The sequence below is a fragment of the Candidatus Nitrosotenuis uzonensis genome (assembly GCF_000723185.1).
Taxonomy (GTDB): domain Archaea; phylum Thermoproteota; class Nitrososphaeria; order Nitrososphaerales; family Nitrosopumilaceae; genus Nitrosotenuis; species Nitrosotenuis uzonensis.
Map to the genome: position 1 here is coordinate 298,713 of NZ_CBTY010000008.1, position 15,835 is coordinate 314,547.

Annotated in this window: 17 protein-coding genes; 11 read left to right on the forward strand and 6 right to left on the reverse strand. The window is 42.2% G+C overall.

All coding sequences use genetic code 11. The features are described from left to right. Positions 1–2: 2 nt before the first annotated feature. The gene (locus NITUZ_RS04325) at positions 3–476 is read right to left on the reverse strand and encodes a response regulator (RefSeq protein WP_048195673.1); all 474 of its coding nucleotides are present in this window, start codon (positions 474–476) and stop codon (positions 3–5) included. A gap of 174 nt (positions 477–650) precedes the next feature. Between NITUZ_RS04325 and NITUZ_RS04330 the strand changes: the two genes are divergently transcribed. Continuing rightward, a complete protein-coding gene (locus tag NITUZ_RS04330) occupies positions 651–1,010 on the forward strand; it encodes a magnesium transporter CorA family protein (RefSeq protein ID WP_048195674.1) in 360 nt (119 codons plus the stop codon). On the opposite strand, the gene NITUZ_RS04335 is transcribed toward NITUZ_RS04330, so the two are convergent. Then, positions 999–1,409, reverse strand: coding sequence for an HIT family protein (locus tag NITUZ_RS04335; RefSeq protein WP_048195676.1), 411 nt, complete (start codon positions 1,407–1,409; stop codon positions 999–1,001). The two genes, NITUZ_RS04330 and NITUZ_RS04335, sit on opposite strands and share 12 nt — an antisense overlap. Positions 1,410–1,509: 100 nt before the next feature. On the opposite strand from NITUZ_RS04335, the gene NITUZ_RS04340 reads away from it, so the two are divergent. Together NITUZ_RS04340 and ilvD are read left to right on the forward strand one after the other, a co-directional pair. Beyond that, the gene (locus tag NITUZ_RS04340) at positions 1,510–2,109 is read left to right on the forward strand and encodes a hypothetical protein (RefSeq protein ID WP_048195678.1); all 600 of its coding nucleotides are present in this window, start codon (positions 1,510–1,512) and stop codon (positions 2,107–2,109) included. Positions 2,110–2,147: 38 nt separating this feature from the next. Next, the gene (gene ilvD / locus NITUZ_RS04345) at positions 2,148–3,848 is read left to right on the forward strand and encodes a dihydroxy-acid dehydratase (RefSeq protein ID WP_048195679.1); all 1,701 of its coding nucleotides are present in this window, start codon (positions 2,148–2,150) and stop codon (positions 3,846–3,848) included. Positions 3,849–3,856: 8 nt separating this feature from the next. Here ilvD and NITUZ_RS04350 read toward each other — a convergent pair whose 3' ends face one another. Next, positions 3,857–4,057: a hypothetical protein gene (locus NITUZ_RS04350; protein ID WP_155991334.1), complete on the reverse strand. Its 201-nt coding sequence runs from the start codon at positions 4,055–4,057 to the stop codon at positions 3,857–3,859. 175 nt (positions 4,058–4,232) lie between these two features. Between NITUZ_RS04350 and NITUZ_RS04355 the strand changes: the two genes are divergently transcribed. The 6 genes from NITUZ_RS04355 to trpA are packed head-to-tail and all read left to right on the forward strand — an operon-like array spanning position 4,233 to position 9,962. Then, positions 4,233–5,582, forward strand: coding sequence for an anthranilate synthase component I family protein (locus NITUZ_RS04355; RefSeq protein ID WP_048195683.1), 1,350 nt, complete (start codon positions 4,233–4,235; stop codon positions 5,580–5,582). Then, positions 5,579–6,166: an anthranilate synthase component II gene (locus tag NITUZ_RS04360; RefSeq protein WP_048195689.1), complete on the forward strand. Its 588-nt coding sequence runs from the start codon at positions 5,579–5,581 to the stop codon at positions 6,164–6,166. The genes NITUZ_RS04355 and NITUZ_RS04360 overlap by 4 nt, the downstream gene beginning before the upstream one ends. Beyond that, positions 6,163–7,209, forward strand: coding sequence for an anthranilate phosphoribosyltransferase (trpD, locus tag NITUZ_RS04365; RefSeq protein WP_048195691.1), 1,047 nt, complete (start codon positions 6,163–6,165; stop codon positions 7,207–7,209). The genes NITUZ_RS04360 and trpD overlap by 4 nt, the downstream gene beginning before the upstream one ends. 20 nt (positions 7,210–7,229) lie before the next feature. Next, positions 7,230–7,979 carry an indole-3-glycerol-phosphate synthase gene (locus tag NITUZ_RS04370; protein ID WP_244443808.1) on the forward strand — a complete coding sequence of 250 codons (750 nt, stop codon included), beginning with the start codon at positions 7,230–7,232 and terminating at the stop codon, positions 7,977–7,979. After that, the gene (gene trpB, locus NITUZ_RS04375) at positions 7,976–9,163 is read left to right on the forward strand and encodes a tryptophan synthase subunit beta (RefSeq protein ID WP_048195695.1); all 1,188 of its coding nucleotides are present in this window, start codon (positions 7,976–7,978) and stop codon (positions 9,161–9,163) included. Before NITUZ_RS04370 ends, trpB begins: the two co-directional genes overlap by 4 nt. Next, the gene (gene trpA / locus NITUZ_RS04380) at positions 9,144–9,962 is read left to right on the forward strand and encodes a tryptophan synthase subunit alpha (RefSeq protein WP_048195697.1); all 819 of its coding nucleotides are present in this window, start codon (positions 9,144–9,146) and stop codon (positions 9,960–9,962) included. The genes trpB and trpA overlap by 20 nt, the downstream gene beginning before the upstream one ends. Here the strand turns inward: trpA and NITUZ_RS04385 are convergent. Next, positions 9,954–10,223 carry a SemiSWEET family sugar transporter gene (locus tag NITUZ_RS04385; RefSeq protein ID WP_048195699.1) on the reverse strand — a complete coding sequence of 90 codons (270 nt, stop codon included), beginning with the start codon at positions 10,221–10,223 and terminating at the stop codon, positions 9,954–9,956. The two genes, trpA and NITUZ_RS04385, sit on opposite strands and share 9 nt — an antisense overlap. Positions 10,224–10,317: 94 nt before the next feature. Between NITUZ_RS04385 and pyrG the strand changes: the two genes are divergently transcribed. Then, on the forward strand, positions 10,318–11,919 hold the full coding sequence (pyrG, locus tag NITUZ_RS04390) for a glutamine hydrolyzing CTP synthase (RefSeq protein ID WP_048195701.1): 1,602 nt from the start codon (positions 10,318–10,320) through the stop codon (positions 11,917–11,919). On the opposite strand, the gene NITUZ_RS04395 is transcribed toward pyrG, so the two are convergent. Together NITUZ_RS04395 and NITUZ_RS04400 are read right to left on the reverse strand one after the other, a co-directional pair. Then, entirely contained in the window at positions 11,916–12,914 is a 999-nt protein-coding gene (locus NITUZ_RS04395) for an NAD(+)/NADH kinase (protein ID WP_048195703.1), read from the reverse strand. The two genes, pyrG and NITUZ_RS04395, sit on opposite strands and share 4 nt — an antisense overlap. Positions 12,915–12,944: 30 nt before the next feature. Beyond that, on the reverse strand, positions 12,945–13,814 hold the full coding sequence (locus NITUZ_RS04400; RefSeq protein WP_048195705.1) for a PfkB family carbohydrate kinase: 870 nt from the start codon (positions 13,812–13,814) through the stop codon (positions 12,945–12,947). Between the two features lie 228 nt (positions 13,815–14,042). Here NITUZ_RS04400 and NITUZ_RS04405 point away from each other — a divergent pair, with 228 nt between their 5' ends. Then, positions 14,043–15,794, forward strand: coding sequence for a cache domain-containing protein (locus tag NITUZ_RS04405; protein WP_048195707.1), 1,752 nt, complete (start codon positions 14,043–14,045; stop codon positions 15,792–15,794). The last annotated feature ends 41 nt before the right edge of the window (positions 15,795–15,835 follow it).

Here is a 15,835-nt window from a genome sequence, read left to right on the forward strand (position 1 = left end):
CTTTATCGTATTGCAGCACTGTCTTGTGATGCAGTCATCGGTATCCCTTCCTGAACTTTGTTGATTACTCTATTGCGTATGCTGGCTCCTTCTATTTTCTTGATAAGAAAGCTGAGTGAGAACGGTTTTTGAACAATCTGTACGGTATCATCTCTAAGATCCTTTAGCTTTTGAATTATTCCGTTGCCATATGCGGATAGAAATATCAGTCTCTGCGTGGGACGCATCTCCAGTATTTCGCGTGCTGCATCCGCACCTGTCTTTCTTGGCATATCATGATCAAGCAGCACAATATCAAACGGAGGAGCCTTACTTTTTCTGAAAAACTCGTCATATTTTGCCTCATTGAGATAGTAATCAACGCATTCCACGCCATCCTTTGTTATCGTGACCTTGTGATTGCGTTTTTCCAATGCTAGCTTGTACTGTCTTGCAGTGTATTCGTTATCTTCTGCAATCAAGATTTCAAATGGCATCACAGTAAAAAACCAGCAAAGAATCTTTTAAGACTAGTTTTTTTGTTTCAAACAAACATGTGTGTTCGCATAAACAGCATCCAGATAAAATCGCAGAAATGCAAACAGCATACATGAGAGGACACGCAGGGATAACAGGACGACATGTACACATCTGTCGTTTACAAAAACTGCTTGAGAGATTGTACATATCCAAGACTGCATGCTGCCATGGATGCTGAAAAAACCGACAGGCGTCTGAGGCCACTTACAAGAAAGGAGGCAGAAATGCTAATCCACCGATTAGAGGAGGAGTATGAAAAAACAAAGGAAAAACTGTTATACCAAGAACTAATTGTACAGAAAACAAAAGACGAGCTTGAAAGAAAATCAACCCAAATAGACAGACTAAAAGAACAAATCCTGAGAAATCAGCACTCAGAAGGCGATCCGCTGGAAATTCTTCGAGAAGAGCTAAAAAAGGCAGGCGTCAAATCAGCCAAGATAGAAGACGCTCTAGATGACATAACAAGATTGTTAGGCTCAGGCCGCTAGTTTTGCACGTATCTGCTCGGCCAGAGATTTCAGATCATCTGATGTTGGAATGGTACGCTTTGTCCACATCGAGCCAGTATCGTTGTAGCGGGGAATTATATGCACATGCACATGCGGGATTATTTGTTTTGCAGCTCGTCCGTTGTTTTGTGCCAAGCTGAATGCGTCTGCGTTTGTCGTATTCATTATTGCTCGAGTTATCTTTGGAATCTGAGAGAAGAGCATGCCGACACTTTTTTCGTCCATGTCAGTTATTCTCTCATAATGTTTTTTTGTAACTACAAGAGCATGGCCTTTGTCTATTGGATATTTGTCAAGAAAAGCCACGTGATTCTCGTCCTCATATATGAAATAGCCTTCGCGTTTTCCTTCAACTATGTCACAAAAAATACAGCTCACAACTGAGTTGGTCGGATTTAATTTATTATGCTATCGTTTTTCATCGAAAGGATCACGTCCGATTGATTAATTAGGGCTAATTTTTTAGGATGTATGTTTTATGGGAAAAAACAACAAAGAGAAAAAGGAGGCCAATGAAAAACGCGAGAGCTTTGCAGACAGGCAGACAAAGCAAAAACGCAAGAACACGCTCATCGGCATTGGCGTCTTAATTGTTGTTGCAGCCATTGTAGGATATGCATCATTGCACTTTATCGAAAAATCAACTACCACGCAAGGCTTTGGCAAGCTTGGAGACGACCACCAGCACGCATCAATACTTGTTAGAATTCATGGCGACAAGTTTGACTTTTCGCGTCCCGACTTTCAAGTAAAGAACGCATTCATACACTTTGAAGGACAGGACGGAGATACCATCCACAGACATGCTACTGGGGTGCCACTAGGATTTCTCTTTGAGACAATAAAGGTAGGCCTTAGCGATGAGTGTTTTGTCTTCCCTGACAGAAAGCCAGAGCACACATTCTGCACTGATGAAGATTATTCTCTAAAGTTCTATATCAACCACAAAAAAGTAGACAGCATAACAGACTATGTCATTCAAGAAGATGATAGGATTCTCATCTCCTATGGAAACCAAAGTCAAGAAGAAATTGACGATCAGCTAAGAGAGCTTGACGCACAGGTAATCAGAAGATAAACTCTACCATAAGAATCAGGTAAAATCTAATATTGTGCATGTCTGAACACAAGATATTGAGTACTGAGATATCTAGCAGAAATGTTGTAACCGGAACTGCTCGTGCGCCGCACAGAGCAATGTACAAGGCAATGGGCCTTACAGATACAGACCTTGACAGGCCGTTCATAGGAGTATCACATACTGGCAACGAGGCCACTCCGTGCAATATTCATCTTGGCAGATTAGCACAAAAGGCAAAAGAGGGTGTGCACGATGCTGGCGCCACTCCGCGTGAGTTTAGCACAATCGCCGTAAGCGATGGCATAGCGATGGGACACGAGGGAATGAAATCATCACTAATTAGCAGAGAGGTAATTGCAGATTCTATTGAGCTGATGGTGAGGGCACACCAATACGACGGCCTTGTCGGCATCGCAGGATGTGATAAGAGTTTGCCTGGAACCATGATGGCAATGGCACGACTGAATCTTCCCTCGGTGTTCGTGTACGGAGGAACGATAATGCCAGGATTTTACAATGGTAAACAGCTTACCGTTCAGGACGTGTACGAGGCAGTCGGTGCATATGATTCAGGACAGATAACACTTGAGGCATTAAAAAATATTGAAAACTATGCGTGCCCATCTGCGGGTTCTTGCGGAGGAATGTTCACTGCAAACACTATGGCATCAATCTCAGAAGCACTGGGAATCTCGCTTCCTGGAAGCGCTAGTCCTCCTGCAGAAGATGAGAGGCGTGATAAAATGGTGTATGATACAGGAGTTGCTGCAGCAAAGCTGCTAGAGCTTGGAATAAAGCCAAGAGATATACTCACGTTTGAAGCATTTGAGAATGCGATAACAATACTCAATGCAATTGGAGGTTCCACTAATGCCATTTTGCATCTTTTAGCAATATCGCATGAAGCAAGAGTCAAACTAACATATGATGATTTTGAGCGTGTAAGAAAACGAGTGCCACACATAGCAGACCTCAAACCTGGAGGAATGTATGTTATGAATGATCTTGACAAGGTCGGGGGAGTACCGCTCATGCTCAAAAAACTTTTGGACAGAAAGCTACTTCATGAGAACACAATTACTGTGACAGGAAAGACTATGAAGCAGAACCTTGATTCAATCACAATTCCGCCGCAACCTAACAGCAATATTGTAAAACCGCTTGACTCACCGCTATACAAAGCAGGAACTGCAGTAATACTCAAGGGCACACTTGCACCCGATGGCGCAGTGGTAAAAATGTCTGGGGTTAAAATTACCAAATTCAGTGGAAACGCCAAAGTCTTTGACAGAGAGGAAGATGCCTTTGAGGCAGTATCTAAAAATCAGATCAAACCAGGAGATGTCGTAGTAATAAGATATGAGGGACCAAAGGGCGGGCCGGGAATGCGAGAAATGCTTGCGGTAACGGCCGCACTTGTTGGACAGGGACTAGGCGAAAAAGTCGCAATGGTAACAGACGGTAGATTTTCAGGTGCAACGCGAGGATTCATGATAGGTCATGTGGCACCCGAGGCTTTTGTTGGCGGAAACATTGCACTTGTAAAAGACGGCGATGAGATAACAATAGATACAGAGACCAATAAAATAGATCTGCTCATATCAGAAAAAGAGTTTGAAAAAAGAAAGGCGGAATGGAAACCAAGAAAACCCAACTATGAATCAGGCGCACTTGCAAAATACGCCTCTCTTGTCGGATCAGCAGCTCAAGGAGCAATTACAAGCCCTGCATGGTAAATATCTGACTACAAATGATGCGAACATAAAAAGGCAATATTGCCATTTATTCTGCGTGCAACAAGACCGTTTCCTTCTTTTAGGATAGAGCCGCACACGTTGCAGGCTACCTCGCTTGCCTGACTCTTTAGATGAACGGTAAGCTTTGGAAAGTGTAGCTCTGAATACAGCACCCAATCTTTTGGTTTGCCAAGCAATATTTGACTCATGTAGTATTATACGGCAAGATCGCATATAAAGGTACCGTACCATACGGTAATTTTTGCAAAATTCAAGCCCAATTAATACACAAATTTGCCGATCATACCAAAAATATTGACATGATCCTAAAATGCCATCCCGTTGAAATTATTAAATAGGTCACAAAGTCCAACAAATTCATGGGTGGACACCTTTGGAAACTCTCAACCAACAATAATACAACTAGGTCTACCTGGAACGCAGTTTGAAATTTACTCAAGACTGGAACAAAACTATCCTTGTACATTTCTGTTTGAATCTCTCACAGGTCCAGAAGAGCTTGCAGAGACATCAATCATAGGGTTTGATCCTGAAATAACAGTAGAAGGATACCAAGACAGACTAGTACTAAAGTACCGGGACGGAACCATAAAGAGCATACCGACCACGGATCCTATATCTGAGCTAAAACAATTCATAAGAAAAACAGACAACATGACATACAGGTATCTTGGTGGTGCTGTTGGCATGATAAACTATGATGCAATCAAGATGTACGAGAAAATTCCCATCAAGGACAATGACAAACCTCTAATCGAGTTTGGCATATACCAAGATGGAATCCTTTACGATAACAAGACAAAAAAGTCCATGTATTTTTATTATGATGAAAACAGAATAGAAAAAATAAAAATGTCAGAGAAGACATTTGGCAGCATAACACTTTCCGATATTTCTGCCAACATGGACGAGCAAAATTTCTCAGATATTGTCATGCGGGCAAAAAAATACATACATGATGGCGACATATTCCAAGTCGTTCTCTCAAGAAGGTTCAGCTTTACACTTTCTGGTGATGCTCTTCGCATCTATAAGGAACTGCGGGCGCTTAACCCATCGCCATACATGTATCATATCAAATTCGGTCATAAAACATACATCGGATGCTCACCAGAGATGCTTGTGCGTGTAACTGGTAAGGAAGTAGAAACATTTCCAATAGCTGGTACAAGAAAAATAACTGATGATGAGAAAAAAAATACACAGTTACAAGAAGAACTGCTAAACGATGAAAAAGAGATTGCAGAACACACGATGTTAGTAGACCTTGGAAGAAACGACATAGGAAGAGTCTGCAAATATGGCAGCGTACGCGTAGCAGAGCTTATGGTAGTCAAGCGTTTCTCGCATGTGCAGCATATGGTCACGCATGTAATAGGCACGCTTGCAGACAACCAAGACATGTTCACCGCCTTTGAGGCAGTCTTTCCAGCAGGCACCGTCACAGGGGCTCCAAAGGTAAGGGCAATGGAGATAATTAATGAGCTGGAGCCAGACATCAGGGAACAGTATGCAGGAGCAGTCGGTTACTTTTCAAATAACGGTTGTTGCGATTTTGCAATTGCCATAAGAAGCATATTCATCGATGGCAAAAACGGATTCATTCAAAGTGGCGCAGGCATAGTAACAGACTCTACGCCCCATGGTGAATTCATAGAGACCGAACACAAGGCAGGCGCCATGATTGCAGCACTAAAGGAGGCCACCCGATGAAATTTCTTATAATAGACAATTACGATTCTTTTGTGTACAATATAGCCCAAATTCTAGGTGAGCTTGGCGTTGAATCAGAAGTAATACGAAATGACAAGATAACAATAGAGCAAATAGCTGCAAACAAATACGATGCAATCATAATATCTCCCGGCCCCGGTACCCCTGAAGATAAAAAATATTTTGGCATTTGCACGGACGTGATAACAAAGCTCGGCCCGAGCACGCCTATTCTTGGCGTATGTCTTGGCCATCAGGGGATAATCCATGCATTTGGCGGCAAAGTAGTCAATGCAGGAAACGTCAGACATGGTAAGACAAGCCCAATAAAACATTTTGAAGACTCTATTTTTGAAGGAGTGAAAAATCCATTCCGAGCTACAAGATATCATTCCCTTGTGGGAGACAAGACTGTCATACCAGATTCTCTTAGAGTCACCGCCTTGGCAGAAGATGACGGAGAAGTCATGGGTGTGTCTCACAAAGAATATCCAATCGAAGGAGTGCAATTCCACCCAGAGTCAATCCTGACCACAGACGGCAAAAAAATCCTGGCCAACTTTATCAAGCGGGTTAAGAAATGATCACAGACACCATAGTCAAGCTTCAATCAGGACAGGACCTGGGACTTGATGAAACCATGGAAGCAATGAATGATATTCTTACTGAAGGCACGCCAGATAAGCAAAAGGCAGAATTTCTCAGATTTCTTGCAAAAAAAGGCGAGACAAATGATGAGTTGTTTGCAATGCTAAGCAAGATGGACGAGCTTTGTATTCACATAGAACCAAAATGTAGCGGCACGATAATTGACATGTGTGGAACCGGAGGAGACAGACTATCCACATTTAACATCTCAACTACTGCATCGTTTGTAGTTGCAGCATCGGGAGGATATGTAGCAAAGCATGGAAATCGTTCCGTTTCCAGTATTTCAGGTAGCGCCGATATCTTTGAGTATTTTGGAATCGACCTTAATGCGCATCCAGAAAAAATCAAAAGCATGATAGAATCAGACAGAATCGCGTTTCTGTTTGCACAAAAGTTCCATCCTGCCATGAGACATGTGGCAGCTGCGCGCAAAATCCTTGGTACAAGAACGGCGTTCAATCTGTTAGGCCCGCTCTGCAATCCGGCACGCGTCAAAAATCAGCTTATCGGCGTTTTCTCAGAAGAACTGCTCCGCAAAATAGTATTCTTATTGCAAAGACGCGATGCACAAAGCATTATGACTGTGCACTCTGGCGACGGACTGGATGAGCTTTCAACCGGGGCAAAAAACAAAATTTGTTTTTTACAAAATGGAAAAATAACAGACATTTTGCTTGATCCCCAGCAACTGGGTCTACAAAGAGCCACGCTATCTGATCTGCAAATCTCATCAAAGCAGCAGGCGATCAAAGCTTTTTTATCAGTACTTGATGGAACTGCAAATCGTTCAATGAGTGAGATTGTAATGCTTAATGCCGCAGGAGGCCTTGTCGTCGGAAACATTGCAAAAGACTTTGGCGAAGGTCTAGAGATTGCAAGAGACACGCTTCAGAGCGGCGCTGCGTACAAGTTCTTTGTCAAATATGTTACAAAATACGGGAACATAGACAAGATAAGCGAGGTGCAGGAAGCATAAGCGGGACACTAAAGAGGCTGGTGGAAAACTCACACAAAGCAATATCAGATGGAACGTACGAGATCGTAGAGTCACTCCAACAGTCCCCGTTCGATCTCATAGAATCCATAAGAGCGAACAAACGCGCATCACTTATTACCGAAGTAAAGTTCTCCTCACCATCGCTAGGACAGATACGCTCTATGAGCGACCCTGTAGAGATTGCCAAATCAATGGTAAGAGGAGGAGCACTAGGATTATCAGTTCTCACCCAACCTTACTTGTTTGAGGGTTCGCCAAAGTATTTTATGGAGATCAGAAAACAGCTCAGAATCCCGATGCTCATGAAGGATATCATAGTTGACAAAATCCAAATAGATGCGGCAAAAAGAATAGGAGCGGACTATATGCTGCTAATACAATCATTGTTTGACTCTGGCCATTTGAAGGAAATCGACGAATTTGTAGAGTATGGCCACAAACAAGGTCTAAAGGTACTAGTAGAATCACATACAAAAGAAGAGTTTGCAAACTCACTTAAAACGGACGCTGACATCATAGGAATCAACAATAGAAATCTTGACACGCTCAAAATAGACATCAACGTGACAAAGAACATACTTGAAGGCCACAAAAAAGACAGAGTTGTAATCTCAGAAAGCGGCATAGAAACACCAGAAGAGATTATCTTTTTAAGAAAATGCGGTGCGGATGCCTTTCTTGTTGGCTCAAGCATAATGAAAAGCCAGGATGTGGAACAAAGCGTAAGGAGGCTGGCTAACGCAATATGAAAATAAGATTTCCAAAGAACGGACAATTTGGCGAATTTGGAGGAAAATACATTCCAGAAACTCTAGTCCCTGCAATAGAGGAGCTCGAATCAAGTTACCTAAAATACAAAAACGAGCCCTCATTCAAAAAAGAGTTAAAATACTATCTTACTGAGTATGCCGGAAGGCCTACGCCGCTTTACTATGCAAAAAACCTCTCAGAAAAGATTGGAGGTGCAAAGATCTACTTAAAGCGTGAAGACCTACTTCATGGTGGGGCCCACAAAATAAACAACACACTTGGACAGGCATTGCTTGCAAAACGGATGAAAAAAACCCGTATAATTGCAGAGACTGGTGCAGGGCAACATGGTGTTGCAACTGCAATGGCGTGTGCAGCATTAGGTCTGAAGGCCGAAGTATACATGGGTTACAAGGATACCATACGCCAAAAGCTGAATGTCTTTAGAATGAATCTGCTTGGATGTAAGGTTCACGCAGTAAGGAGCGGCTCGCAAACACTCAAAGATGCAATCAATGAGGCAATACGAGACTGGATAACTAATGTCAAAGACACATATTATTTGCTTGGCTCCGCCGTTGGGCCGCATCCATATCCTGTCATGGTAAGGGATTTTCAGTCAGTCATAGGTATTGAGATAATCTCACAGATGAAAAAAATCGGCAAGACTACTGATACAGTGATCGCATGCGTCGGCGGCGGGTCTAATGCCATAGGAACATTCTATCCGCTAGTAGACACCGATACCGAAATAATTGGCGTAGAGGCAGCAGGCAAGGGAATCAATACAGAATATCACTCTGCAACACTTAGCGCAGGCTCAAAGGGAGTCCTGCACGGCATGATGACATATCTGCTACAAGACAAAGAAGGCCAGATAAAAGAGACACATAGCATTTCAGCAGGTCTTGACTATCCAGGTGTCGGCCCGGAACACTCTTACCTCAAAGACTCCAAGCGCGTAAAATACACCAGTGCAACAGACAAGGAAGTGATTGAAGCGTTCTTACTTTTGACAAGAACTGAAGGCATAATTCCGGCATTAGAATCGGCACATGCAGTTGCACACGCCATCAAAATCGCAAAATCAAAACCAAGATCAGAGACAATAGTTGTCACACTCTCAGGAAGAGGAGACAAGGACGTAGAAGTAGTTGAAGAATATGTCAGAAAACAATTCTAGAATTAAAGCCAAGTTTGCAGAACTAGAATCAAGAAACGAGACAGCACTAATCATGTATGTCATGGTTGGATACCCAAACGGAAAAAGCATGATGCCAATAATCAGAGGCCTCATCAAGGGAGGCGCAGACATTATCGAGCTTGGCTTTCCATTCTCCGACCCACTTGCAGACGGCCCTGTAATCCAGAACGCAAGTACTGCATCACTTGAGAGGGGAACTAAAATCAGCCACATGCTCTCACTTGTAAGACAGATAAGAAAAGAAAGCCAGATACCGCTGGTTCTTATGACGTATACTAACATACTGTACAGGCAAGGATACGACAGATTTTTCAAATCCGCAAAGGCTGCAGGAATTGACGGACTCATCACACCAGACATGACAGTAGACTCAAAAGAATATCATGCGGCTGCAAAAAAACACGGCATTGACACCATTTTTCTAGTATCACCCAACACTAGCCAATCAAGACTGCGTAAAATCGTGTCCAAGACTACAGGATTTTTGTATCTAGTGTCTGTCTTTGGTACTACCGGAGTGCAAAACAAGATTCAAAAATATACAATCGAGGCGTTAAAGAGGACAAAAAACGCAGCTAGCGGCAAGGTTCCGGTAGGAATAGGCTTTGGCATATCCACGCCAGATGATGTATCCAATTACAAAAGACAGGGAGCTGATGCGGCAATAGTAGGCAGCGCTCTGATAAATATAATTGAGAAAACACCTCATGCAAAACTACAATCTGCAGTCACAGAATATACAAAAAATATGAAACATGCTACACAAATGTCAGTGTGAGTATTTTATTTTCAATGTCAGTAACAACATGTTAAGTCCTATGGTGGTAACGTTTGCACCTATTATGACATAGTCCTGCTTTTCAATTCCATAGACTATCCACAATGACATGCCGGCAGAAATCAATATCATCAAAAGGTATGATACATCCTCCAGCTTTTTTGTTCTGTATCCTTTGATGATCTGTGGAATAAAGCTTGAAGAGACAAGTGCAGATGCAATGCTACCTACAAGTGTAAGCCATATCCCCTCAAAAATCAACCCTATTGAAGAAAATTCAAGAGCATTAAAACATTTACCCCTGACATCTAGTTTGTAAATAAAGAATTAAAAATACCATATTCTATCCTCAAATGTGCAGACAAAATTCATTTTCGTTACAGGCGGAGTTATGTCTGGACTTGGAAAAGGTGTAGTTACATCGTCAATAGCCAAGCTCTTACAGTTATCAAACCAAAAGGTCTCATGTGTAAAAATAGATCCATATCTGAACTATGATGCAGGTACCATGAACCCAATTGCGCATGGAGAGGTATTTGTCACAAACGACGGAGGCGAATGCGACATGGATATAGGAAATTATGAAAGATTCCTAAATCAGAACCTGACAAAAAACCACAACATAACTACAGCCCAGATATACTCTACAGTAATAGAGGCTGAAAGAAGGGGCGAATACCTTGGAGCATGTGTTCAGATAATACCGCATGTAACCGATGAGATAAAACGCCGTATACGCAAGATTGCCGAGGATGAAAAGCTTGATGTCCTCGTGGTAGAATGCGGCGGCACTGTAGGTGATATTGAAAGTCTTCCATTTCTTGAGGCCTTAAGACAGATGCGACTTGAGGACGGTCAGCATAACGTGCTGTTCGTCCATGTGACACTTGCCCCATCACTTGACGTCGTAGGAGAGCAAAAAACAAAGCCGACGCAGCACAGCGTTCAAGAATTGCGCAGAATAGGTATCCAGCCAGACCTGATAGCGGTGAGATGCTCAACACCGCTGTTGGAATCAACCAAGAAAAAGATTTCCATGTTTACCAATGTCACAACAAAAGATGTTTTTTCATGTCACGATGTCAAATCGATCTTCATGGTGCCGCAAATTTTGTATGATCAGGGAATAGTTGAGACAATATTTACCAAGTTTGGCAAAATAGGTCTTGTTAACACCTCGACAAACTGGGACATGTGGAATTCCATTATAAAATCATTTGAGAATGCCAAAGGAGATGTGAAAATCGCAATGGTAGGCAAATACGTAACCCTTGCTGATAGCTATGTGAGTGTAAATCACGCGTTAAAGCACGCAGGTGCAAAGATTGGCAAGGCCGTCTCAATTGATTGGATTGACTCAGAAAACATAAACGGTAACACTGAACAGTTGGCAAAATTTGACGGCATACTGGTGCCAGGGGGATTTGGAAACAGGGGCGCAGAGGGAATAATAGCAACTGCCAATTTTGCAAGGGAGAAAAACATACCTTACCTTGGCATATGTTTTGGATTTCAGCTGGCGGCAGTAGCATTCGGGCGACACGTATGCGACCTAAAGGATGCAAATTCTACAGAGCTTGACGCAAACACTGCAAATCCCGTAGTCGATTTACTGCCAGAACAAAAGACCATCTCAAACATGGGCGGCTCATTAAGGCTTGGAGCTCACGAAATAATCATAAAAAGCAACACACTTGCCCACAGAACGTACAATTCAGACAAGGTGATGAGAAGGCACAGACACAGGTATGAAATCAACACAAAATATCTTGATGTGTTTGAGAAAAACGGAATGGTGTTTTCTGCCGAAAGCGACAACTCAAAACGAATGGAGATGCTGGAAATACCATCACACAGGTTCTATTTTGGAGTGCAGTTTCACCCAGAATTTAACAGTAGACCCGGCTTCCCAGAAGAGTCATTTGAGGCATTCATCAAGGCAGCATCAAGTGCCTAGTCTATTTTTGAGATCTCATAGATTTTCTGCCTGGCATCCCGAATCGATATCTTCTTTTTAACATATCCTTTGTCCAAAAGATGCCTCAATGCAAGTCGGACTGTTCTGTCAGGAAGAACTGTTTTCTGTGCAAGCTCCTTTTGTGTCATCGAGCCCTCGTATTCAAGAGTCTTCAAAAGCAGCTTTGAGCTTGGAGGCATGTTGAGAAGCTCTTCGGCAAGCTTGACTTTTTTGGTTAGTGCCGATACGGCAGTAGAGTCCTTTTTCATTTTAATTATCCTTGCAGAAGGGGATGATTTTGTGCATTCTAGAGTATTGTTTATCCGGAGCCTATCAACTCCGTCTAAAACCACCTCGCAGTAAAGTCTGGCAGAGATATCATCGATCACTATAGTGCTAGAATCTGAGACTATGAGAGGCCTTCGGGTAATGTCCAATGAGTTCACTGAAACTATTCCAAATACTGGCGAGTCCTGAAATATCATTGGGCCTCCAGCAGACATTGAATATGCAGATGAGCCTATTGGTGTTGAGACAATCACTCCATCAGAGCTATCATGCCAGACTTCCTCACTGTTAACTCTCAGTATATGTTCCATGAGCATTGCGCTTTTGGATGGAAATACTGCGACATCATTGATGACAGAATAGGTCGGCCTGCCATCTATTTTCACTCCAAGGCGAGTGAATTCGCTTATCTGATAATCCCCTTTCTTTATCCTGTTAACATATGCTGAAAATTCCTTCAAATCAATTTGGGCAAGAAACCCACTTGCCTCAGATTCGCTGACTCCGAGTATGGGTATCTGTGGGTCCAGCGTCTTGTGGAAATAATTTCTCACTCCTCTGTCCCCGCCAGTCACAATTATGCAGTCAGTGTCCTTTTTAGGCTTGTATCCGACATAGCTTGATGTAATTCCATAGTCATCAAGTACAGTTTTGATAGTCTTTACTCCAATATCAGATTGATTGAGACCGGAGATTCCAATATGCACACTCTGTACTGGTGTACACCAATAAAAAAATCATACATCTCTGAATTTTAGAGTGTTGTAAAAATAGGCACCATTTGCCTCAGTTGCAGCCTTTGGCGGTATCTTTTCAAGCCCGACCATCTTTGATTCTAGCGCAGCCTGTGCCGCGCCACCTGCAAAGCTTAGCGCCCATAGTGGATCTTTTTCTTTTAAGAGCGTGCAGCAGAATGTGGCAGTAAATATGTCCCCTATTCCAACAGTATCATAAATTTCCATGTTCGGCAGCTGAAGCGAATATTCCTTGTTTTTGTACAGCATTGAGACATTACGCTTGTTGGTGTATAGGACGTGCTTTACTTTTTTGTGAATTTCAAGTGCGCCCTCAATGCCCTCCTTGCCCGTAAGATGGTATACCTCATTTGGATCTGCTTTAAGAACTGAGATTCCACTCAGATCAATTTCAGTCATTTCAAAATGTATTCGACCTTCAGAATCAACGCGCCTAAGAAAACCCTGAGGATCCAGAAACAGGTTGTCAGTATCCTTTTTTAATTTGGCGAATGTTTCCATCGAGACCTCGCTAAACACTGGACTTACAAGAACTCCATCAGTGTCCAGTTTGTGATATTGAATCTCATCACATGCATTTTTGAGCCAGAGCGTTCGCTCATCATTGTTTATGTGCAAGACAAATTTTGTCGTCTGCACTTTCGATTGTGCATCAATTAATTTTATTTTGTTTTTTTCAAAAATCTCAGCATATTTGTAGTCATGTCCAAATCTTGTACACAGTGTGATGTCAAATCCGAATTGTCTTGCAGCAAGGCTACAGTAAAATGCTGGACCACCGGCCAGATCGTAAACACTATCATCTATTCTGATCTCATCTACTGTACAATGCGAGAAAATACCAAGACGCATTTTTCTTTCTCGCTAGAATCAGAATTTAGTTTTTTGCTTTTCATAGCATGCCTTGCATAGGATTTGTCCCTTTTCTATTACCAACTCTACGTTGGATGTTAGACACGCATGACACAGTCCGCGCATGATTGTATTACCACACACCTGAATAAATTTACTATTCACGTATTTGCTCTCCGTATTAAAAATCTAGGAAAAGGAGATATTCTGACTTTCCAGAGTAACACTATGAGAGGCCTTCCCGTAACGCTTGATAAAAAACTAGTAACCCTAGTCATATTAGTGTCGCTTGTTGGAATAGGCATTACAATAACACTCTCATTTCACTATACAACCATAATTGTGGAAGAGCGAATAGCAGACCACCTTAACAGTGAATCAGCAATAAGAGGTGATTCGATAAGAAACACGCTTGGCTCTAAAGTCCAGCAAATCCAGGTAATATCCACAGATCCGATGATTCGCAAACTGATAAGCGAGTTTAATGTGATAGACAATGATGAAGAGTTTGCAAGAAAGGTGGCAGAAAAAAGAATCGACTTTTTAATACAAATTCAAGCCTTTGAATCCAGCATAGGTGGCGCAAACGACCTTGAAAACGTAGAGATAGTCAGCAAGGACGGAAAGAGACTTTTTGCATTGATAAACACAAAAAGCAAGAAAGACTTTCTTGAGGATCACGCATTCAATCTTGGCATTAACAAGCCGTTCATCGAAATCACATATGAAAACGGTAAGAGACTGCTTGTTGCTGCCACCCCCATCTACGAGAATCCAAAAGATCAAAAGGCAAGTGGAGTTGCAATTGTGACTATGAATACACAATCAATTGATCAGATTTTACTAAATCGGCTTGGCCTTGGAAACACTGGTGAATCATATATTGTAAACGAGGAAAGACTTTTGGTATCAGAATCCAGATTTATTGAAAATGCTGCATTCAATCAGCAGGTCAACACATATCCAGTTGAGCTTTGCTTTTCAAGTGGAAAGAATCATTATGGCCTTTATGACGATTATCGAGGAATACAAGTTCTCGGATCATCAAACTGCATGAGTGATTTGGGGCTAATTTTGCTCGTGGAAATAGATGACAAGGAGGTATTCCAACCTATAATCACGCTGCGCCAGAACATTATCATGCTTGGAATCACAATCACCGTAGCCGTCGCAATTGCCGCATACTTTCTCTCAAAGCTAATCTCAAAGCCCCTCATAAAACTCAAAAATGCAGCAAACGTGTTAGCAGATGGCAACTTTGACATAAGAACAGATATCAGAACCAATGATGAGATTGGCCAGCTTTCTCGCGCATTTGATCAGATGGCAGAAAAGATTCAGGACTCGCTCCTAAAAATAAAAGAGCGTGAAGACGTCATACGACAACAAAAAGAAGTACTGCTACAGTTCTCCCAGTTCAGCTCCAATTATTGTGTCTGTTTTGTAGATATAGTAGGCTCTACTAAACTCACAGCAAAACTAAGTGACCTGCAAACAAGCAAGTTTTATTCCATCTTCCTAAACTCGCTTGCCACGATAATAACTCAGAACGGCGGAGTTGTAGTAAAAAACATTGGAGATGCTCTACTGTATTATTTCCCAAAGACTGACACTGACGAGGCTGGCCCGTTTGCAGAGATGCTAAGATGCAATATGAAAGTAATCGAGGCACGCTCCATGATAAACGAGCTGCTCAGAAAGGAGGAGTTGCCCGAGCTAAGCTACCGTATAAGTGCCAACTATGGTCCTGTCAGAGTTGCAATCATCGCTACATCCTCAATTGACGATATTTTTGGAACCACCGTCAACACATGCTCGAAGATAAACTCGCTTGCAAAACCAAACACGCTCATAATAGGCCAGCCTCTCTATGAGAAGGTAAAAAAGATCGAGCAATACCGGTTTGAGAAAGTGACTTCGTATGACATTGATGTAGAAAACAAGCTTGACGTGTATAGTGTGACCCCAAAGCAGGACTAGCCCACATATCGCACCAAGAATATAAAGAGGCACTCTGAATG